General features: G+C 68.6%; 18 protein-coding genes and 1 pseudogene. 15 read left to right on the forward strand and 4 right to left on the reverse strand.

Annotated features, from left to right (window positions below):
• Positions 1-4,119 carry a type VII secretion protein EccCa gene (eccCa, locus tag AC3EO7_RS05690; protein ID WP_435590609.1) on the forward strand — a complete coding sequence of 1,373 codons (4,119 nt, stop codon included), beginning with the start codon at positions 1-3 and terminating at the stop codon, positions 4,117-4,119.
• A gap of 81 nt (positions 4,120-4,200) precedes the next feature.
• On the opposite strand, the gene AC3EO7_RS05695 is transcribed toward eccCa, so the two are convergent.
• Both AC3EO7_RS05695 and AC3EO7_RS05700 read right to left on the reverse strand, forming a co-directional pair.
• Positions 4,201-4,827 carry a GNAT family N-acetyltransferase gene (locus tag AC3EO7_RS05695; protein WP_435590610.1) on the reverse strand — a complete coding sequence of 209 codons (627 nt, stop codon included), beginning with the start codon at positions 4,825-4,827 and terminating at the stop codon, positions 4,201-4,203.
• The gene (locus AC3EO7_RS05700; RefSeq protein WP_431964120.1) at positions 4,824-5,633 is read right to left on the reverse strand and encodes a GntR family transcriptional regulator; all 810 of its coding nucleotides are present in this window, start codon (positions 5,631-5,633) and stop codon (positions 4,824-4,826) included. The genes AC3EO7_RS05695 and AC3EO7_RS05700 overlap by 4 nt, the downstream gene beginning before the upstream one ends.
• Before the next feature lie 363 nt (positions 5,634-5,996).
• Here AC3EO7_RS05700 and AC3EO7_RS05705 point away from each other — a divergent pair, with 363 nt between their 5' ends.
• Complete coding sequence (locus tag AC3EO7_RS05705) at positions 5,997-6,308, forward strand: DUF4254 domain-containing protein (RefSeq protein ID WP_245668422.1); 312 nt, start codon at positions 5,997-5,999, stop codon at positions 6,306-6,308.
• Between the two features lie 127 nt (positions 6,309-6,435).
• On the opposite strand, the gene AC3EO7_RS05710 is transcribed toward AC3EO7_RS05705, so the two are convergent.
• Entirely contained in the window at positions 6,436-7,926 is a 1,491-nt protein-coding gene (locus AC3EO7_RS05710; RefSeq protein ID WP_435590620.1) for a MinD/ParA family ATP-binding protein, read from the reverse strand.
• A 2,353-nt stretch (positions 7,927-10,279) separates the two neighbouring features.
• Here AC3EO7_RS05710 and infA point away from each other — a divergent pair.
• The 8 genes from infA to truA all read left to right on the forward strand — a co-directional run bounded on the left by infA (position 10,280) and on the right by truA (position 15,373).
• Positions 10,280-10,501 (forward strand): translation initiation factor IF-1, encoded by a 222-nt coding sequence (infA, locus tag AC3EO7_RS05715; protein ID WP_003418601.1) that lies wholly within the window; start codon positions 10,280-10,282, stop codon positions 10,499-10,501.
• Between the two features lie 338 nt (positions 10,502-10,839).
• A complete protein-coding gene (rpmJ, locus tag AC3EO7_RS05720; RefSeq protein ID WP_011207363.1) occupies positions 10,840-10,953 on the forward strand; it encodes a 50S ribosomal protein L36 in 114 nt (37 codons plus the stop codon).
• A gap of 205 nt (positions 10,954-11,158) precedes the next feature.
• The gene (gene rpsM / locus AC3EO7_RS05725; protein ID WP_039795645.1) at positions 11,159-11,530 is read left to right on the forward strand and encodes a 30S ribosomal protein S13; all 372 of its coding nucleotides are present in this window, start codon (positions 11,159-11,161) and stop codon (positions 11,528-11,530) included.
• A 9-nt stretch (positions 11,531-11,539) separates the two neighbouring features.
• Positions 11,540-11,953, forward strand: coding sequence for a 30S ribosomal protein S11 (rpsK, locus tag AC3EO7_RS05730; protein ID WP_011207365.1), 414 nt, complete (start codon positions 11,540-11,542; stop codon positions 11,951-11,953).
• 22 nt (positions 11,954-11,975) lie between these two features.
• Complete coding sequence (rpsD, locus tag AC3EO7_RS05735; RefSeq protein ID WP_067785061.1) at positions 11,976-12,581, forward strand: 30S ribosomal protein S4; 606 nt, start codon at positions 11,976-11,978, stop codon at positions 12,579-12,581.
• 107 nt (positions 12,582-12,688) lie between these two features.
• A complete protein-coding gene (locus tag AC3EO7_RS05740) occupies positions 12,689-13,747 on the forward strand; it encodes a DNA-directed RNA polymerase subunit alpha (RefSeq protein ID WP_067785162.1) in 1,059 nt (352 codons plus the stop codon).
• 49 nt (positions 13,748-13,796) lie between these two features.
• Positions 13,797-14,324, forward strand: a complete 528-nt coding sequence (gene rplQ, locus AC3EO7_RS05745; RefSeq protein WP_431964125.1) for a 50S ribosomal protein L17 — start codon at positions 13,797-13,799, stop codon at positions 14,322-14,324.
• Between the two features lie 146 nt (positions 14,325-14,470).
• Entirely contained in the window at positions 14,471-15,373 is a 903-nt protein-coding gene (gene truA, locus AC3EO7_RS05750; protein ID WP_435590611.1) for a tRNA pseudouridine(38-40) synthase TruA, read from the forward strand.
• A 52-nt stretch (positions 15,374-15,425) separates the two neighbouring features.
• Here truA and AC3EO7_RS05755 read toward each other — a convergent pair whose 3' ends face one another.
• On the reverse strand, positions 15,426-15,869 hold the full coding sequence (locus AC3EO7_RS05755; RefSeq protein WP_431964531.1) for an Hsp20/alpha crystallin family protein: 444 nt from the start codon (positions 15,867-15,869) through the stop codon (positions 15,426-15,428).
• Between the two features lie 163 nt (positions 15,870-16,032).
• Between AC3EO7_RS05755 and AC3EO7_RS05760 the strand changes: the two genes are divergently transcribed.
• From AC3EO7_RS05760 to AC3EO7_RS05780, 5 genes and pseudogenes are all read left to right on the forward strand, one after another.
• Positions 16,033-16,860: an LLM class F420-dependent oxidoreductase gene (locus AC3EO7_RS05760; RefSeq protein ID WP_435590612.1), complete on the forward strand. Its 828-nt coding sequence runs from the start codon at positions 16,033-16,035 to the stop codon at positions 16,858-16,860.
• 131 nt (positions 16,861-16,991) lie between these two features.
• Entirely contained in the window at positions 16,992-18,365 is a 1,374-nt protein-coding gene (locus tag AC3EO7_RS05765; protein WP_435590613.1) for an MFS transporter, read from the forward strand.
• Between the two features lie 46 nt (positions 18,366-18,411).
• Positions 18,412-19,071, forward strand: coding sequence for a response regulator transcription factor (locus tag AC3EO7_RS05770; protein WP_431964533.1), 660 nt, complete (start codon positions 18,412-18,414; stop codon positions 19,069-19,071).
• A 19-nt stretch (positions 19,072-19,090) separates the two neighbouring features.
• Complete coding sequence (locus tag AC3EO7_RS05775) at positions 19,091-20,524, forward strand: sensor histidine kinase (protein WP_431964133.1); 1,434 nt, start codon at positions 19,091-19,093, stop codon at positions 20,522-20,524.
• A pseudogene (locus AC3EO7_RS05780) lies at positions 20,521-20,729 on the forward strand (TAXI family TRAP transporter solute-binding subunit); the annotation flags it as partial. The gene AC3EO7_RS05775 and the pseudogene AC3EO7_RS05780, both read left to right, overlap by 4 nt.

The raw sequence follows: 20,729 nt of genomic DNA on the forward strand, positions 1-20,729 counted from the left end.
ATGGCAACCGAAGGTTTCGTGCGCCGCCCGCGGATCGCGCCGCCACGTCCGCCGGGCGGTGAGGTCGCGTTGTCCGCGCCGCCGGAACTCGATCGTCCCGTCGTCGGCAATCTGCTGATGAAGCTGATGCCGGTGGTCATGGTGGTCGCCGTGGTCGGCATGATCGCGATGATGGTCATGATGGGCCGCAACCTGCTGGCCAACCCGTTCATGATGATGTTCCCGATGATGATGCTGATGTCGATGTTCGGCATGATGGCGGGCATGCGCGGCGGCGGCGGGCCGAAGAAGGCCGCCGAGCTCAACGAGGAACGCAAGGACTACTTCCGCTACCTCGATCAGGTCCGCAAGGATGTGCGCAAGACCGGCAACCAGCAGCTGGCGGCGCTGCGGTGGAGTCATCCCGAACCCAGCGACCTGCAATCGGTGATCGGCAGCCGCCGGATGTGGGAACGCAGGCCCAACGACCCCGATTTCGGGCACGTGCGGGTCGGCGTGGGCAGCCACCGCCTGGCCACCAAGCTGGCCCGGCCCGAGACCGGTCCGCTGGAAGACCTGGAGCCGGTGTCCACCGTCGCCTTGCGCCGGTTCGTGCGCACCCACTCGGTGGTGCACGGCCTGCCCACCGCCATCTCGCTGCGCGCGTTCCCCGCCATCAACGTCGAAGGCGACCGTGCGGCCGCGCTCACGCTGGTGCGCTCGATGCTGATGGAGTTCACCACCTTCCACGGCCCCGACCACACCGCGGTCGCCATCATCTGCGCCGACCCCGACGGCCCGGCTTGGTCCTGGGCGAAATGGCTACCGCACCTGCAACATCCGGTGGACCGCGACGGTGTGGGCTCGGCCCGGATGATGTACCGCTCGCTGGCCGAACTGGAGACCTCCATGTCGGCCGAGCTGGTCGAGCGCGGTCGGTTCATGCGTAACGCGCAGCCGACAGCGGGCCGGATCCATCTGCTGGTGATCATCGACGACGGCTACGTCAGCGGTTCCGAACGCGTCGTCAGCGACGCGGGCCTGGACTCGGTGACCGTGCTCGACCTGACCGCACCGCAGAGCGGTCTTGCGGTGCGCCGCGGTCTGCAACTGGTCGTCACCGACGACGGCATGGTGGCCGCGAAATCCGCAGCGGGCGTGGAGAAATTCGCTACCGCCGACCAGGTGACCCGCGCCGAGGCGACCGCGCTGGCCCGGGATCTGGCGCGCTTCCGCGTCGCGACCGCCGCCCAGATGGTGAGCCTGGGTGACGAGACCCGGGCCGATCCCGGCCTGATGGCGCTGCTGAAGATCACCGACGCCGCCCAGATCGATCCCGGGGTGGTGTGGCGCCCGCGCAGCGACCGGGAACGGCTGCGGGTGCCGATCGGCGTCACCCCCGACGGTACGCCGGTCGAGATCGACATCAAGGAGTCCGCCGAGAACGGCATGGGGCCGCACGGATTGTGTATCGGCGCAACGGGTTCGGGCAAGTCGGAGTTCCTGCGCACGCTGGTGCTGTCCATGGTGACCACGCACTCGCCCGATCTGCTGAACCTGGTCCTGGTCGACTTCAAGGGTGGCGCGACCTTCCTCGGCCTGGACTCGCTGCCGCACGTCTCCGCGGTCATCACCAACCTCGAGGAGGAACTCGCCCTCGTCGACCGCATGAAGGACGCCCTCTCCGGTGAGATGACCCGGCGCCAAGAGCTGCTGCGCGCGGCAGGCAACTTCGCCAATGTCACCGAATACGAGAAGGCTCGCGCCGCGGGCGCCAACTTGGATCCGCTGCCCGCGCTGTTCGTGGTGGTCGACGAGTTCTCCGAGCTACTCTCGCAGAAACCGGATTTCGCGGACCTGTTCGTGATGATCGGCCGCCTGGGCCGCTCGCTGCGTGTGCATCTGCTGCTGGCTTCGCAGCGCCTGGAGGAGAACAAGCTGCGCGGTCTCGACTCGCATCTGTCCTACCGGATCGGCCTGCGTACGTTCTCCGCCAACGAGTCCCGGGCGGTGCTCGGCATCACCGACGCCTACCACCTGCCCAGCGTGCCGGGCTCCGGCTACCTCAAGAGCGACGCCGACGATCCGCTGCGCTTCAACGCCAGTTACGTATCCGGGCCGTATGTTTCGCCGCGCAGTACCCGGCAGGTGGACGGCAAGACCGTCGGCGGGCAGTCGCCTGCGGTGTTCACCGCGGCGCCGGTGGCGCTGCCGGAGATCGTCGAGCCCGCGCGGGGGGCCGTGCCGAGTGGCAGGCCCGAGCTGCCGCCGCCGCCCGGACGGATGGGACTACCCGAATTGCCGCCGCCGCCAGGGCAACTCGCGGGTGAGGAAGAGGGCGAGGAGCGGACCCCGGTGCCGGTTGCCGAGGCCGTTCCCGCGACGCTGCTGACCACCGTCGTCGATCGCCTGCGCGGCCACGGCCGCCCGGCGCACGAGGTATGGCTGCCGCCACTGGACGAGTCGCCGTCGGTCGATATGTTGCTGCCCGACCCGGACTGGCGCTCGCCGGTCAACCGGCACGGTCAGCTGTGGTTGCCGCTGGGTGTCATCGACAAGCCCTACGAGCAGCGCCGCGACGTGCTGATCGTGGATCTGTCCGCAGCGCAGGGCAATGTCGCGGTCGTCGGTGGTCCGCAGTCGGGTAAGTCGACTACCCTGCGCACCATCATCATGGCCGCGGCCGCCACTCATACACCCGAGCAGGTGCAGTTCTACTGTCTCGACTTCGGTGGTGGCACACTCTCCGGTTTGGCGGGGATACCGCATGTCGGTGCCGTCGCGGGTCGCATGGAAGTCGATCGAATCCGCCGCACCATCGCGGAGGTCACCGGCATCCTGCGCCACCGTGAGGAGCTGTTCCGCGAGCTGGGCATCGACTCCATCGTCGAATTCCGCAGGCGGAAAGCGCTGCTGGCGGAGAAGTCGCCGACGGAGCGGCAAGCCGACCCGCTCGCTCAGGATCTGCACGGTGACGTCTTTCTCGTCATCGACGGCTGGCCCACCATCCGCGCCGATTACGACACGCTGGAACCGCAGCTCAATGCCATCGCCGCACAGGGTCTTTCCTATGGTGTCCACCTGATCGTCTCCACCACCCGGTGGCCGGAGATCCGCCCGCAGATCAAGGACCTCATCGGTACCCGCATCGAGCTCCGCCTCGGTGACCCGTCCGACTCCGAGATGGACCGGCGTACCGCGGTGCTCGTGCCCACCGGGCGTCCGGGCCGTGGTCTCACCGCGCAGAAGCTGCATCTGCTGGTCGCGTTGCCGCGCTTGGACTCCGACTCCGATCCGCGCACCCTGTCCGAGGGAATCGGCATCGCCAAGCAGCAGCTCAACGAGCTCTACACCGGCCGGAACGCGCCCGAGGTCCGGATGCTGCCGATGGAGCTCTCGCGCGAGGCTGTGGTCGCGGAGGCGGCGCGGCGGGGCATCCAGCAGAGCAAGACGCTTGCCATCATCGGCATCGGCGAGACCGACCTGCAGCCGATCGCCATGGATTTAGCGGTGCAGCCGCACTTCTACAGCTTCTGCGATGTGGAGTGCGGTAAGACCACGCTGCTGCGCAATATCGTCGCGGGCGTCACTGAGAACTCCACCTCCGAGGAAGCCCGCGTCATCCTGATCGACTACCGGCGCACCATGCTCGGAGTGCTGGAAGGGGCGCAGCTGGCCGGATACTCGACCTCCGCGCAGACGTCTTTCGGGATGATCAAGGAAGTCGCAAACTACCTCCAGAAGCGGATCCCGGGCAATGACATCACGCCACAGCAGTTGCGCGAACGCAGCTGGTGGACCGGGCCCGAGATCTATGTCGTCGTCGATGATTACGAGATGGTGGTCTCCGGTGGGCGCAACCCGCTGGAGCCGCTGATCGAGTTCCTGCCGCAGGCACGCGACATCGGTTTGCACGTGGTGATCAGCCGCCGCGCCGGCGGCGCCGGCCGGGCCATGTACGACAAGGTGCTCGGCACGCTCAAGGAAATGGGTGTGGACGCGCTGCTGATGAGCGCGCCCAAGGACGAGGGCAAGATCATCGGCGACATCCGCGCCGCCAAGCTGCCGCCCGGTCGTGGCACGCTGGTTACTCGCGGCGGCAACGAGATGATCCAGGTGGCGTACCTGCCGCAGCTGTAGGGCGTACCTCCGGGCGTGCGCGGGCTGAGGGCGGAGTACGTCCGGCTCTGCCGCTTTGCGCGTCGCTCAGGCGCTGCCTGCTCAGTTCGGCAGCGCCGGGGGAGCGAGGATGTCCGTCGGAGGGTCCAGCCTGGGTGCCGCCGACGGCAGACCCGCGGCGGGGATGGCGAGCGTCTGCTCGAAATCCCAGCTGTCGGTGCGTCGTTCGAACAGGGCGCGGGAGGGGCCGCGTGCGATCGGTCCCGCGATGCGCGCCATGTGGAAGCCCGCTCTGCGGTAGTAGTCGTGCAGGTCGGCGTTGGTCGTCCAGGCGTCGAGGCGGACCCAGTCGCGGTCCCGTTTCCTGGCCAGCTGCCCGGCCTGCGCGAGCAGGCGATGGCCGAGACGCTGTCCGGCGAAACGCAGGTCGACGATCATGAAGTGCACGACCACCGCGTCGGCGAGCTCCCATTGCGACCACAGTCCGGGGTCGGCGCGCTCGTTGACGGTGATGGTGCCCGCCGGTTCGCCGTCCACCTCGGCGATCCAGGTCTCGCCCGCGTCGAGCGATCGGCCGACCGCGCGGGCGAAGATCTCGATGGGCAGGCCGCGGCCGGCGACCGTCCACTGATCGGAGCCACGGGCGGTGAGCCAGGCGGTGCGCTGGACGCGCAGGCGGCAGATCAAGCCGAGATCGCCGAGGGTGGCCTCGCGGAGAACGGTAGTCATAGCAACGAGATACCTGGCCTGTACGACTCGCTCAAAATCTGCCGGATCACCGCGGTGCCCTCGGCGTCGCCGAGCTCGTACGCCAAGCGGTTGCGTGTGGCGATGGAGCGCTGTCGCGTCGCCCGGGTTATCCGGCTGTGGTCCGCCCCGATCCGCAGATGGTCGAGCAGGATCGTTCCGGTCGCGACGCCGAGCACGATCGCCTCCTCGGCGCTGGCGGGTCGCGCGACCAGCGTGTCGCGGTGAGCGGTTTCGGGATAGCCGCGGTCGGCCATCCGGCGGGTGGTGCCCTCGGGGATGTCGTGCGGTGAATCGATGCCGGTCGCCTCGGCCAGGTCGCGGGGATAGAAACTGACCTCCCACGACCACGGTTCGTTGTCCAGGTACTGCACGACGGTGCGGGCGAGCACCCAGGTGTCCTCCGCCACGCCGAGCCACTGCGCCACCTGCGCCGTCGCGGGTTCCATCCGCGCGCTGAACTCCTTGGTGGGCACCCGATCCGCGGCGCGGGCGATCTCCTCGAAGATGTCGTGCGGCGACTTGGGCCGGTCGCGACGGATGTGATCGGTCATCACCGACTCGAGCACTTCCTGGTTTCGGACGATCGTGCCGCGGGAAGTAGCTGTATAGACGAGATTTTCGGCGACAAGTACTTGAATGGCATTGCGGGCCGTGGTGATCGAAACCTGCATCTGCTCGGCCAGCTCGGTGTGACTCGGAAGTCGATCGCCCGGTTTCCATTTGCCTGCGCGGATCTCCTCGCGGAGGAGGTCTGCGATCCGGTGATACGTCGGACCGTCCGCCATCTTGCTCCTCGGTTGGTCGTGCAGGTAACGAAGTGTACTCTTCGTGACTCCCTACGGCCGGGTAACGCTTGACAGGTGCCTTCAGAGGTTTATTGTAATGAACGTCCTGATCCGGTGTTGTGCGGCGATGAACGGCGAGGCAACGTGGCAGGTTCGGATTCATCAACGATTGTGATGGCAGTTCCCGGCACACCCCGGTGTGTCGATTCGGCAGTGCAGTCCGTGTCTTCCGGGCTACTGCCCACTTCGGATCTACTTGTTCGGGCGTGTCGCGGGCATCGGGTCGTAGGTGGCCCCCTGCTCTGGTTCGCCCGTGATCTGGCGGTATTACACGAGCGGCGACTTGTCGGTCGTGGTGGATCGGTGAACACCGATCCCACTCATATTCTCGAAAACGAACGGCGCCGAAGCGAATTGGTCATGGCCATCGACGACTGGGTGACGCGCAGCGTGCCCCAGCATCGGCTCGGCGCTACTTTGCACACCGAGACTGTCGGCGCGGTGATCGATCGGCTCGCGGAGTCCTCGGTGCGTGCGCACCACGCACTGATGACGCTCGACGCGCACGACGAGCTATTGCACTGCGCCTGGCACCACCTCGCCGAATTGGCGGACGCCTACGACGACCTGGTCCGCGACGTGCTCGCGGGTCGGAGGCGGCTGCCCGAGTGGTGAGGTGGTTCGTTCGGTCGGGTGTCGTCACCCCTCCTCGGCACCCGACCGGCGAACCTCTTTGGCACACAGTGTTTGTCGAGCTGCGTGGTCGAACTGCTCGGTCCAACCGTTCGGTCGACCGTGGCGCTCAGCTGTGGAAGCGGCGGTGGTCGACGCTGAACTCGTCGGCGACCGTCGCGGCGAGTTCCACGTAGGCGCGCTTGGCCTGCTTGCTGAGCCGGTGCAGATCGATCTCGGCGCCCTCCGAGAGGTGCGCGTCATACGGGATGATGTGCACCGCGCGGCAGCGGGACAGGAAGTACTCGCGCAGCTGCTGCACGCCGACATTCGGTGAACCCTCGCGTGGCAGGTTGATCACCACGACGGCGTTGCGCACCAAGTGATCGTGGCCGTGCAGGGACAGCCAGTCCAGCGTCGCCGCGGCGCTGCGGGCGCCGTCGATCGCCGCCGAGGAAATCAGCACCAGCGAATGCGCCAGGTCCAGGACACCGGCCATCGCCGAGTGCATCAGACCGGTGCCGCAGTCGGTGAGGATGATGTTGTAGTAGCGCTGCAGGATTCGAGCGACCGCCCGGTACTCTTCGTCGTTGAACGCTTCCGACGCCGCCGGATCCCGTTCGCTGGCAAGCACTTCCAGTCGGCTGGTGGCCTGCGAGGTGTGCCTGCGCACGTCCGAGTAGCGCTCGATCGACGGATCGAGCAGCAGGTCGCGCACCGTCGACCGGGTCTGCAGCGGCACGCGCTGGGAGAGCGTGCCGAAGTCCGGGTTGGCGTCGACCGCGATCACCCGGTCGCCGCGGACGGAGGCGAAGATCGATCCCAGACCCATGGTGGTGGTCGTCTTCCCGACGCCGCCCTTCAGCGAGAGCACCGCGATGCGGTAGTCGCCGCGGACCGGCTGCCTGATCCTGGCCACCAGTTCCTGGAGCCGTAGCTCCTCGGCCGACATGCCGGGATTGATCGCGCCGCCGGACATGTGGTGCACGGCCTTGCGCCAACCACTGCCCGGCGACTTCTTCGCGCGGCGCAAGGGAACGTCGTCCAGCGAGGGCTGGCCCTGCTGGGGCTGACGCGGACCGCCCTGCGGCTGCTGGCCCCAGCTCTCACCGGCCGGTCCGTGCTGCGGCCGACCCCAGCTCTCGCCCGTGGGGCCCTGCGGGGGCGCGGGAGGTTGCGCGCCCTGGTTCCACGAAGGCGGTGCGGGTGGCTGCTGATCGGCGGCCGGTGGCGCGACGAAGCCGGGCGGGTTGTTCGCGGGCTCAACCGCTCCCGGCCCGGACTGCGTCGGATATCCCGGCTCGCCGGGCCGGCGATCGCCGGGGATGTGATAGGCGTTCGCGTCGGGGCCGGGGGCCGGAGCGTAACCACCCTGACGCTGGTCGGCATAGCCGTAGCTGGGCTGCGGGCCGTTCGGCGGGGCTGGCGGCTGGGTACCGTATCCGGCCTGCGTCCACGGCATTTCGCCGCCGGGGGCCTGGCCGCCCTGCTGTGCGAAGACGCCGGGATCCCGGCGCACCTCGCCGGGAGCGGGCTGATCGCTGACCGGAGCCCGGTGTCCGCCCTGGGCCGGACCCGGTGCGCCCCACGGACGCTCGCTCGGTTGGGGTTCCGCGGACAGTCGATGCCTGCCGCCCCCCGCGAACTCAGCGTCTTCGGCTGGGCCCGTGGTGTTGCGCGTGGACTCGTCGCCTTGGCCTCGTCCGACCGCCGCCGGTCCGTACACGGAGTCGTCGGGGCGCGAAGGGATTCCGCCTTCGCTCCGCTCGTCCGTGGAGGAGCTCGGAGCCGCCTCGTCGCCGGCCGGCCGGGCCTCGGAGTTCGGACGCTCGGCGCCGTTCACCGGATCGACGGCAGCGGACGTGCCGCTCGTGTGCGCGACGGGTGAGGGCTCGCCCGATCGACCGATGTCGCTCGCCGACGCCGGTGTCTGCTGCGCGGCGGGCGAAGTCGCTTGCGCCTCGGACTGTTCGGCGAAATTCGCGGGTGGCGGGGGAAGCTCAGGGCGGGCGCTCGGCTGGTGTTGTTCGGGGCCGTCGAGCCAGGAGGGTGGCGCGTCGCTCGACGGCGTAGCCCCCTCGGGCGTGCGTGGCACGCGGCGTTGCTCCGCGGGAGATCCGACCGGGCCCGGCGACGCGGCCGCGCTCGGACCTGCGAGCCACGGTGGGGCCGCGTCGAATTCGGACGCCGCGCGGTCCGCGTCGGCTGCGGCGGGGTTGTGGTCCTGCACCGTCGATGCGGAGCCCTGACCCGTGTCCGCCTGAGCGGGAGCGTGATTCACCGCTGCCGGAGGGACGACGGGGTCCCCGGCCGGAATGCGGCGCTCGGCAGGCGAGTCGGCCACGTGGTTCTCGGCCGCCCCGCCGGTGACGCTGTGCCCGGCCTGCGGATCGCCGGTCGTTCGGGTGGAGCTGTCCTCGGCGGCCGGAGACGGCCGGACGTGGCTCGGCGGTGGCGGCAGGTCGGGAAGCCTGCGCTCGTAGCGCGTGGTCGCCTCGTCCGACGGAGGCAGCTCGGGGGCGGTCGGTGTGGGGGTGCGCTGACCGAGCGGTTGGAAGCCCTCGGAGGGCTGGCTCGGCTGCCGGGTGGGCAGGCTCGACTGCCCATCCTGTCCTCGCGGTGCCGACGACCTCGGGTCCTCGGGGTGCGGTTGCCCGGCCCATGCCTCGCCCGGTCGCTGCGCGACCTGGCTCGAACCGTCGACCGGCGGCTGGCCTGGGCCGCCGATCGGCTGCTGCGGCTGGTGTCCCGGCCCACCCATCGGCTGCTGGTATCCGGGCACGCCGGTCTGCTGGTAGGGCGGTTGTCCTTGGCCGCCGTGCTGTTGCGGCGCTCGACCCGGCCCGCCGAACTGCTCCGGCGCGCCACCCCGCTGCGGCCCGCCGTCGCCGATCGGCTGCTGCGGCGTATACCCGGCGCCGCCGGTCTGCTGCTGCGGTCGGTCCGGTCCGCCGATCTGCTCGGGCCGTGCCTGACCGGGACCGCCGATCGGCTGTCCTGGTCCGCCGAACTGCTGCTGTGGGGTCTGGCCGGGACCGCCGCTCGTCTGCGGGGGCTGGCCGTGGGCGTCGAACCGGGGCGGGACCGGGTGATCCGGCGCGCCTATCGGCTGCTGCCGAACCGGCCCCTCGGTCTGCTGCTGCCAGGAATCGTTGCGATCGGCTTGGCCGCGCGCGGCTTGCCGCGGCGAATCATCGGGCCTGCCCGCCTCCGTGTCGGGGCCGGACGACCAACCGGACTGCGGTTGCCCCCAAGAGTCGGCGGGCGGCTCGGGGCGGCGCTGGTCCTCGGCCGGGGGCGCGCTGGGCTGCTCCTCGACCGGCTCGTCCTTGTCGCGGCCGAGCCACCTGCGCTTCTTGTCCTTGCGGCCGGAGCCCTGATTCGCGTCGTTCCGACCATCGGGCGCCTGGGGCTTGCGGCGTCGTTTGCGGTCGGGCGCGTCGTCGATGAGCTCTTCGTGCGGGAGATTCTGTACCGGTGCTTCGTAACCGCCGGTGACCTCGCTGTCGGACAGCCATGGCGGCAGCATCGGGAGGTCGTTGTTACGACTCACCGCATCGCCTCGCTGTCCCACGGCTCCGTCGTGCGCTCGGTTTTCGTGGTGCCCGAGATGGCTCGCCCGCTACCCTCGCACTCGGCCCTGTCGTGGCCGAGGGGCGCAGTGCCGACGGCTGGCCCGGTACGCTGGCTCACGGCATCCCCCTAAGTCTGCTCGACCGTTTCCTGGACTCGGTCAGTTTACGTGACCGGCCCCACCCGCCGTGGCGCAGGGAGCGGCCGCCCTGCGACTTCCTGGCGGGGCGTTTTTGCCGGATCGGACGCCTCCCGGTAAGCTGGAGCGGCGGTGCACCTATGCGCCGCCTGTTTGCATGCCGCCGGTTCGGTTACGCCGTCCGGTACATACAAGCAGACACCAGGCAATCACACCAGGTTCGATCGGCGAAGTCGCTCGATGAACCGGGATCGCGGAGGACATGGCGAAGAAGGACGGGGCCATCGAGGTCGAGGGTCGAGTTGTCGAGCCGCTGCCCAATGCGATGTTCCGTATCGAGCTCGAGAACGGGCACAAGGTTCTCGCGCACATCAGCGGAAAGATGCGGCAGCACTACATTCGCATCCTTCCCGAGGACCGGGTGGTCGTCGAGCTCTCGCCCTACGACCTGTCCCGCGGCCGGATCGTTTACCGCTACAAGTGAATCGAGTCGGCGAACGCTGCTCACGGTGAGCGTTCGCCTAGGTCGATTCACTTGGTGTTTTGTGGGGGTGCAACCCCCACACCCCGCCCGGCGGGCTTCGCCCCCGGACTCCCGAACGGGCGGGTTGGCTTAGGCGCGGACCAACCGTTCGCGCGGGTCGGGCATCTCCGGACCGCCGGATGGGCGGGCTGGTTCGACCCGGACCAAGGCTTTTACCCCAGGTCCCTCCCGGAGGGACGGCCGTTCGCGAGGACGGCACAACAAAAGACTTCCCCAGCCGCCAGGCTGGGGAAAAACTGTGTTCACACCTCTGTGGACCACAACGAGATTGGACGGACGTGAAGGTTCAGCCGAGCGTCAAGAAGATCTGCGAGAAGTGCAAGGTGATCCGCCGCCACGGCCGGGTCATGGTGATCTGCGACAACCTGCGCCACAAGCAGCGCCAGGGCTGATCAAGGGCTCACCGCCAAGCACCGAACGCGGTTCGGATTGGCACAACGAAGAACTCCCAGCTCCAGCCGCACGCTGTGGAAATTCGGGCTTTCGAGAGAAGGCCCGGGGCGTGCGAGCCAACCACCGGTACGGAGGCCGGTGCCCCACACAAGACGGGGGAACGGACAGGGAGCAGACCTCCGCAACGATTAAGGAAACTGCCACATGGCACGTCTCATGGGCGTCGACCTCCCGCGCGAAAAGCGCATGGAGATCGCGCTGACCTACATTTTCGGCATCGGCCGTACCCGCTCCAAGGAGATCCTCGAGGCCACCGGCGTCAGCCCGGACCTGCGTTCGAAGGATCTCAGCGACGACGACCTGACCAAGCTCCGCGACTACATCGAGGCCTCGGAGTTCAAGGTCGAGGGTGACCTGCGCCGTGAGGTGCAGGCCGACATCCGCCGCAAGATCGAGATCGGCTGCTACCAGGGCCTGCGCCACCGCCGTGGCCTGCCCGTGCGTGGCCAGCGGACCAAGACCAACGCGCGCACCCGCAAGGGCCCGAAGCGCACCGTCGCAGGCAAGAAGAAGTAAGGGATACGGATGCCTCCTAAGAGCAGGGCCTCCGGCCCCAAGAAGACCCAGAAGTCGCGCCGCAGGGACAAGAAGAACGTCCCGCACGGCAACGCGCACATCAAGAGCACGTTCAACAACACGATCGTGTCCATCACCGACCCGAACGGCAACGTCATCTCCTGGGCGTCGTCGGGTCACGTCGGCTTCAAGGGTTCGCGTAAGTCGACCCCGTTCGCCGCGCAGCTCGCCGCCGAGAACGCGGCCCGCAAGGCGCAGGAGCACGGCGTCAAGAAGGTCGACGTGTTCGTCAAGGGCCCCGGTTCGGGCCGTGAGACCGCGATCCGCTCGCTGCAGGCCGCAGGCCTCGAGGTGGGCACGATCTCCGATGTCACCCCGCAGCCGCACAACGGCTGCCGTCCGCCCAAGCGGCGTCGCGTCTAGCGGGAAAGGAAGGTAGAGCGAAATGGCCCGTTACACCGGACCCATCACCCGCAAGTCGCGTCGTCTGCGCGTCGACCTCGTCGGCGGCGATCAGGCGTTCGAGCGTCGCCCCTACCCGCCCGGCCAGCACGGCCGTGCGCGGATCAAGGAGAGCGAGTACCTGCTCCAGCTGCAGGAGAAGCAGAAGGCTCGCTTCTCCTACGGCGTCATGGAGAAGCAGTTCCGCCGGTACTACGAAGAGGCCAACCGCCTCAAGGGCAAGACCGGTGACAACCTGCTTCGTCTGCTCGAGACCCGTCTCGACAACGTCGTGTACCGCGCCGGTCTGGCGCGCACCCGTCGCCAGGCTCGTCAGCTGGTCAGCCACGGCCACTTCCTGGTCAACGGCGTCAAGGTCGACGTGCCCAGCTACAAGGTGAGCCAGTACGACATCATCGATGTCAAGGAGAAGTCGCTGCCGACCCTGCCTTTCCAGGTCGCGCGCGAAACCCTCGGCGATCGCCCGGTTCCGGGCTGGCTGCAGGTGATCCCTGGCCGTCTGCGGATCCTGGTCCACCAGGAGCCGGAGCGCGCCCAGATCGATGTGCCGCTGCAGGAACAGCTGATCGTCGAGTACTACTCGAAGTAATCAGCGAATGCCGCTGGTGCTCGGTCGTTCGGTTCGCCGGATGGTCGAGCACAACCCCTTAAAACGAGGCGTCAAATAGCGGGCGCCCTAAAAGGAGGATGATCCTCATGCTGATTTCCCAGCGTCCGACCCTGACCGAAGAGGTCGTCGCCGAGAACCGCTCGAAGTTCACCATCGAACCCCTCGAGCCGGGCTTCGGTTACACCCTCGGCAACTCGCTGCGGCGTACCCTGCTGTCCTCGATCCCGGGGGCCGCGGTCACGAGCATCCGCATCGACGGCGTTCTGCACGAGTTCACCACCGTTCCCGGCGTGAAGGAAGATGTCACCGACATCATCCTGAACCTCAAGGGTCTGGTCGTGTCCTCGGAGGAGGACGAGCCGGTGACGATGTACGTGCGCAAGCAGGGACCCGGCACCGTCACCGCCGGTGACATCGTGCCGCCCGCCGGCGTCGTCGTGCACAACCCGGACATGCACATCGCCACCCTGAACGACAAGGGCAAGCTCGAGATCGAGCTCGTCGTCGAGCGCGGTCGCGGTTACGTCCCGGCGGTGCAGAACAAGGCGTCCGGTGCGGAAATCGGCCGGATTCCGGTGGATTCGATCTACTCCCCGGTGCTCAAGGTGACCTACAAGGTCGAGGCCACCCGTGTCGAGCAGCGCACCGACTTCGACCGGCTCATCCTGGACGTGGAGACCAAGAACTCCATCAGCGCGCGGGACGCGCTCGCCTCGGCGGGCAAGACCCTGGTCGAGCTGTTCGGCCTCGCTCGCGAGCTGAACGTCGAAGCCGAAGGCATCGAGATCGGCCCCTCGCCGGCCGAGGCGGATCACATCGCCTCGTTCGGTCTGCCGATCGAGGACCTGGACCTCACCGTCCGGTCCTACAACTGCCTCAAGCGCGAGGGTGTGCACACGGTGGGCGAGCTTGTCGCCCGCACCGAGTCGGATCTGCTGGACATCCGCAACTTCGGCCAGAAGTCCATCGACGAGGTGAAGGTCAAGCTGCACGCGCTCGGCCTCTCGCTGAAGGACAGCCCGGCGTCGTTCGACCCGTCCTCCGTGGTGGGTTACGACGCGAGCACCGGCACGTGGAGCGACAGCGGCACGTTCAGTGACACCGATGGCGGCGAGCAGGACTACGCCGAGACCGAACAGCTCTAGGCCGCTGGGGTAGGCGCCCCGGCCCGGCCGCATACAAGGAGAATCAACAATGCCTAAGCCCAAGAAGGGTGCCCGCTTCGGCGGGTCGGCGTCGCACCAGAAGGCGATCTTCGCCAATCTGGCCACGGCGCTCTTCGAGCACGGCCGGATCACCACCACCGAGGCCAAGGCCAAGGCCGTGCGTCCCTACGCGGAGAAGCTCATCACCAAGGCGAAGGGCGGCACCCTTGCCGACCGTCGCGAGGTGCTGAAGGTGATCCGCAACAAGGACGTCGTCCACTCGCTCTTCGCGGAGATCGGGCCTTCGTTCGATGGTCGCGAGGGTGGCTACACCCGCATCACCAAGACGCTGCCGCGTAAGGGTGACAACGCGCCGATGGCGATCATCGAGCTGGTCCGGGAGAAGACCGTGACCAACGAGGCCGATCGCGCCCGTCGCGTCGCCGCCTCCAAGAAGGCCGAGGAGCAGGCTCCCGAGGTCGTCGAGGAGAAGGCCGACGAGGCTGTCGCCGAGGCCGAGGCTCCGGTTGCCGAGGAGCAGGCCGACGAGTCCGCCGAGGACAAGAAGGACGCCTGACCTGGGTCGGGTTTCTCGAATGAGCCCGCCGCCCCTGTGGGTGGCGGGCTCATTCGCGTCGATCGGCCGAACCTGTCTGCGGCCCGTCGTGACTCCGTGGGCTGGTTTGCGTTCGACGAGAAGTTGTTGTGACAGTGGAGGATTCGATGGAATCGGCTAGCGCACAGACCGACTCTGCTGCCCCGGCGGCGTCTCCAGTGTCCCCGACGGCGGCGACCGAGCTCCGGGATGCGGTGCGGGTGCGCCTCGACATCTCCTACGACGGAACGGACTTCATCGGCTGGGCCCGCCAGCCGGGGCTACGGACCGTGCAGGGCGTGCTGGAGGAGTCGCTGAGCAAGGTATTCCGCGAGCCGATCCAGCTGACCGTCGCGGGCCGCACCGACGCCGGGGTGCACGCGGAGGGGCAGGTCGCGCACTTCGACACCACCGCCGAGTTCGACGGTGACAAGCTCGTCCACCGCATGGCTCGCTTCCTTCCGAAAGACGTGCGTATCAAGGCGGCTCGGAGCGCGCCGCCGGAATTCGACGCGCGCTTCTCGGCGATTCGCCGCCACTACGTCTACCGGCTCACCACCGCGCCGTACGGCGCGGAGCCGCTGAGCGCCCGGAGCGTGGTGCCGTGCCGCCCGGGCGTCGATCTGGAGGCGATGTGCGCGGCGTCCCGAAGCCTGTTGGGGTTGCACGATTTCGCGGCGTTCTGCCGTCGCAGGGAGGGCGCGACGACGGTCCGCGAATTGCAGCGCTTCGACTGGGAGCGGGAGGGGGACCTGCTCACCGCGTTCGTCAGCGCCGACGCGTTCTGCTGGTCGATGGTGCGCAGCCTGGTCGGCGGGGTGCTCGCCGTTGGCGAGGGCAGGCGCACCGTGGAATGGATCGCCGGACTGCTGGCGGAGACCGAGCGTGCGAGCGCGGTGACCGTCGCTCCGGCCCACGGCCTGAGCCTGGTCGCGGTCGACTATCCCGCCGACGCGGACCTGGCGGCGCGCAATGCCGAGACCAGGGAGATGCGCGTCGTGCCGACCCGAGGGTGCTGCGGCGGAGAGTGAATAGGGGACCGGTACCGCGGCCGGTCTCAGCGAACCGCGGTACCGGAGTGGTTCAGTCGCCGGTGCTCGCTTCGATGGTCTTGGGCTGTGAGTGGCCGGAGATCTCGATGCGGCGCGGCTTGGCCCTTTCGGCGACGGGGATGGTCACCGAGAGGACACCGTTGTTGTAGGTGGCGCTGATCTTGTCGGCGTCGACGTTGTCACCGAGGGACAGCTGGCGCATGTAGGTTCCCGCGAAGCGTTCCGAGGCGATCCACTGGACGCCTTCGTCGCTGGGCAGGCTGCGCTGGGCGCGCAGGGTGAGGGTGCCGTTGTCGACACTCACATCCACCGAGCCGGGATCGACGCCGGGCAGATCGGCATTGAGCACATAGTGGTCGCCCGCCTTGAACAGATCCATCGGCATGAATCGCGGTGCGCGTGCCGTTCCGACGTTCTCGCCGAGCAGCTGGCGAGCGACAGTGTCGATGTCATGGAATGGATCGAATCGCAGCACAGCAATCACCTCCATCTCAGTACGTCGGCGACCGCCACGGCGGCGACCGCCGGGAGCTGTGCACCCTCCAAGTTAGCACTCTCATGTCCTGAGTGCTAATGCCCAGGGGGCCTCGCTCCGCGGCGCGGAATAGGAACGGGGACAGCGGAGGTTCGTTTCCCACATGACAATCGACGGTCTCGGACGATTCGGTGTATGGCGCGGCTACCAGGGGGTGACTCCGGAGGAGGCGCACGAGCTGGAGGAGCTCGGCTACGGAACGGTATGGCTCGGCAGCTCCCCGCCCGCGGAGCTGCCCGTCGTGGAATCGCTGCTCGCCGCGACGGATTCGCTCACGGTGGCCACCAGCATCGTGAACATCTGGGCGGCCCCGGCGAAGATCGTGGCCGATTCGTTCCACCGCATCGAGGAGCGCTTCCCAGGCCGCTTCCTGCTCGGCGTCGGCGCCGGGCATCCGGAATTCAACGGTCCCTACCGCAAGCCCTACGACGCGCTGGTCGAGTACCTCGACGAGCTGGACGCGGCCGGAGTGCCGAAGCAGCGGCGGGCCCTCGCCGCGCTCGGCCCGCGGGTGCTGGAGCTGGCGCGCGATCGGACCGCGGGCGCGCTGCCGTACTTGGTGACCCCCGAGCACACCCGGCGCGCCCGTGTGGTGCTCGGCGCGGACGCGCTACTGGCCACCGAGCAGAAGTTCATCATCGACGAAAACCCGGAGCGGGCGCGCGAAGTCGGACGCACGATCGTGCCCATGTACCTCGGGCTCGGCAACTACGTCGCAAATCTGCGCAGGCTCGGTTTCGACGACGCCGATGTCACCACGCCCGGTAGCGACCGGCTGATCGACCAGCTGGCGGTGCACGGCAGCGCGGAGCAGGTGGCCGTGCAGCTCAGGGCCCACCTCGAGGCGGGCGCCGACCACGTCGCCCTGCAGGCGCTCGGGTCCGACTACCTCGGCCCGCTGCGCGCTCTGGCCCCCTTGTTGCGCTCCTGACCTGCGCGAGCGTGCGGTGGCGATCGTACTAAGAGACAGTTAGGAAACCCGCCGCACGCTTCCGAATCCCTTGTGACTGCCGACACACTCTCTTCCAGTTGACGCGAAGAAGCGTCGAAGGAGGAGATTCGGTGACTACGACACAGTCCGGTGGCGAACGCCGCGTCGTCGCGAACGTGCTGCGCGGATCGATCGGCAACCTGGTCGAGTGGTACGACTGGTACGTGTACGCGGCGTTCAGCGTGTACTTCGCGAAAGCGTTCTTCCCCGAAGGGGATTCGACCGCTCAGCTGCTGTCCACCGCGGCCGTGTTCGCGGTCGGGTTCCTGATGCGCCCGCTGGGCGGCTGGGCGCTCGGCCGTTACGCGGACCAGTTCGGCAGGCGCGCCGCGCTGACGCTGTCGGTGACCGTGATGGCGGCCGGTTCGCTGCTCATCGCGATCACGCCGGGCTACCAGAGCATCGGCATCGCCGCCCCGGTGCTGTTGCTGCTCGCGCGACTGCTGCAGGGTCTCTCCGTCGGCGGTGAGTACGCCACCAGCGCGACGTATCTGTCCGAGGTCGCTTCGGCGGGCCGTCGCGGGTTCTACTCGAGCTTCCAGTACGTGACCCTGGTCGCCGGTCAGCTCACCGCGCTCGGCGTGCAGATCGTGTTGCTGCAGGTGCTCACCTCCGCGCAGATGCACTCCTGGGGTTGGCGAATCCCGTTCGTGATCGGCGCGGGCGGCGCGATCGTCGTCATGCTGCTGCGCCGCGGGATGGACGAGTCCGCGTCCTTCGAGGCGGAGGCCTCCGGCTCGAAGGAGCCCAGCGGTTCCTCGCGCGGTTCGCTGCGGGTCCTGCTGAAGTACCCGAGGGAGTGCCTGCTCGTTGTCGGTCTGACGCTCGGCGGCACGGTGGCGTTCTACACCTACACCACCTATATGCAGAAGTTCATGATCAACACCTCCGGCATCTCCAAGGGCACGGTGGCCTGGATCAACTTCGTCGCGCTGCTGGCGTTCGTGGTGATCCAGCCGCTGGCGGGCGGGCTGTCCGACAAGATCGGGCGGCGCAAGCTGCTGATCTTCTTCGGCGTGAGCGGCACCTTGCTGACCGTGCCGCTCATGACCGTGCTCGCGCACACCTCGAACCCGGTCGCCGCCTGGGGCCTGATGATGGTCGCCCTGCTGATCATCACCGGCTACACCTCGATCAACGCCATCGTGAAGGCGGAGCTCTTCCCGACCAAGATCCGGGCGCTCGGCGTCGGCCTGCCTTACGCACTGACGGTCGCGATCTTCGGCGGCACCGCGGAGATGATCGCGCTCGCACTGAAGAAGGCGGGCATGGAGTCGGTGTACTTCTACTACGTGGCGGGCTGCATCGCGGTTTCGCTGGTGACCTACTACTTCATGCGGGAGACCTCGGCGGAGTCCACCATCGACGCCGACGACAAGGCGCGGGCCGACGCGGTGAGCGCCGGAAGCGATGACGAACGCCCCATGGCCGCCGTGCGTGGCTGAGCGACTCGTGACCGCGCCGATCCAGCCCATGTGGCAGGATCGGCGCGTGCGGCTTGCGGTGGTCGAAGATGACGACGGTGTGGGCGACGCGCTCGTCGAGGCGCTCAATGCCCGCGGTTATTCCGCCGAGCGCAAGCGTCGTGGCAGCGAGCTGCTGCTCGACCACCGCGGCTACGACGCCGTCATCCTCGATCTCGGTCTGCCCGACGGCGACGGCCTGCAGGTGTTGCGGCAGCTGCGCGAGGTGAGTTCGGTGCCGGTGCTGATCCTGACGGCGCGCAGCGACGAACGCTCCATCGTGCGTGGATTGCGTGGCGGCGCGGACGATTATCTGGTGAAGCCGCCGCGGATCGCGGAGCTGATGGCGCGGCTGGAAACCGTGATGCGCCGGGCGGCCGCGGTCGCGCATTCGGAGCGCACCGAGGTGATCACCGGCGATGTGCGCGTCGATCTGGCGGCTCGGGTCGTCGAGGTCGGCGGGGTGCCGGTCGCGTTGACGCAGAAGGAATTCGAGCTGGTCGAGGCGCTCGTGGAACGGCCGGGTGCGGCGGTGAGCCGCCAGCAGCTGATGGACCGGATCTGGGGCGACGCGTTCATCGCGGTCTCGCGTTCGCTGGACGTGCACATGACCGGTCTGCGCGCCAAGCTCAACCGGCCGGGGCTGATCACCACGATCCGCGGCTACGGGTACCGGTGGGGGCAGTGAGCGGGGAGGGCCAAATGTCATGCGGCGCAGACTTCTTGCCGCGCTGACGGTGTTCGCGGCGATCGCCGTCCTCGCGTTCGCGGTGCCGCTCTCGCTGACCTATGCCACCAGCAGGACCCAGGAGTTGGTGCTCGGCCGCTCCGGCGACGCGGATCGGTTCGCCACTCTCGCCGACGCTTTGGCGGTGGAGGGCAACTACGCCGCGCTGGCCGAGGAGGTCGCGCGCTACCACGAGTTGTACGGCGAGAACGTGCTTGTGGTCGACGCGCGCGGGGCGACCGCGGTCAACGCGGGCGTCACCATCATCGATCCGGCCGTTGTCGCCGCGGTTGCCGACGCGCGGCGCAATCAGCGACCGCATCCGATCGACCGGCTCATGCCGTGGAGCGATCCGATGATGCTCGTCGCGCGACCGGTCGGGACCGGGGTGCAGGTCAACGGGGCCGTCGTCATCGAGGCGTCCACCGCGCAGGCGCGCCGCGACATCACCCGCGCGTGGCTGATCATCGGCGTCGGCGGGGTGGGGGCCATGGTGCTCTTCACGATGCTCGCGTTGACGCTGAGCCGCTGGGTGCTGCGTCCGCTCGCGGCCCTCTCCCGGGCCGTCGCCGAGTTGACCGCGACGCTGCCGAAGGCGCGGTCCGCGCCGCAGGCCGCCGACGACGCACCGCCTGCGTCGATCGCCCGCCACTACGGCGGTCCGCCCGAAATGCGCGCTGTCGCGGAATCTTTCGATACCATGGCGCTGGCGGTGGCGGACTCGACGGAGGCGCAGCGCCAGTTGGTCGCCGACACCGCGCACGCGATGCGCAATCCGTTGGCCGCCCTGACCATCCGGCTGGATTCGCTGGAGTACGCGATTCCGCAGAACGCCGCGGACACCTTCCGCGGGGCGAGCGCGGAGGTGGAGCGGCTCACCACATTGCTCGACGGTCTGCTCACCCTCGCGGTCGCGGAGACGCCGGACGCGTTCGCGCCCGCGGCGGTTACGGCCGAACAGCGTTGCGACGCGGGCCAAGTCGTCGCCGACCGCATCGACGCCTGGCATTCCGCGTTCGCCGCCTCCGGGCAGTCGCTGCGCGCCGAGCAACCGGGGCGGCCTGCCGAGGTCGCCGTGACCGCGGATGTGCTCGCGCAGATTCTCGATGTGCCGCTGAGCAATTCGAACCGTTACGCCGGATCCGGCGCGGACACCGTGGTGTCCGTCGGGATCGAGCCGGAATGGGTCACGGTGACGGTGCGCGACGACGGCCGCGGCGTCCCCTCCGACGAGATCCGCAAGCTCACCACCCGGTTCTTCCGCGGTTCCTCCGCGCAGGCAGGCGGTTCCGGCCTCGGCCTGCCGATCGCCGCGGCTCTCGCCCAGGCGCGCGGCGGTACGCTCTCGGTCTCCGCGGTGGCACCGCACGGACTCGCGATCTCCGTCCGTCTTCCCGTGGCGGTGGTGTCGTGACGGGTCGGCTGAACCGGCGAAAGTTCCTGGCGCTCGCGGCCATCGGCGCCGCGGGCGTCGGCGCTTCCGGCGTCGTGGGGTGCGGGAGCGGGAACGATCCGGTGGTCCGGTTGGCTTCGGGTGAGGTGGGCGGTTTCTATCACGCGTTCGCGCGCCTGCTCGCGTCGGCGGCCGCCGACGCGGGGAAGGTGCGGATCGAGCCGAG

The sequence above is a fragment of the Nocardia sp. bgisy118 genome (assembly GCF_057708605.1).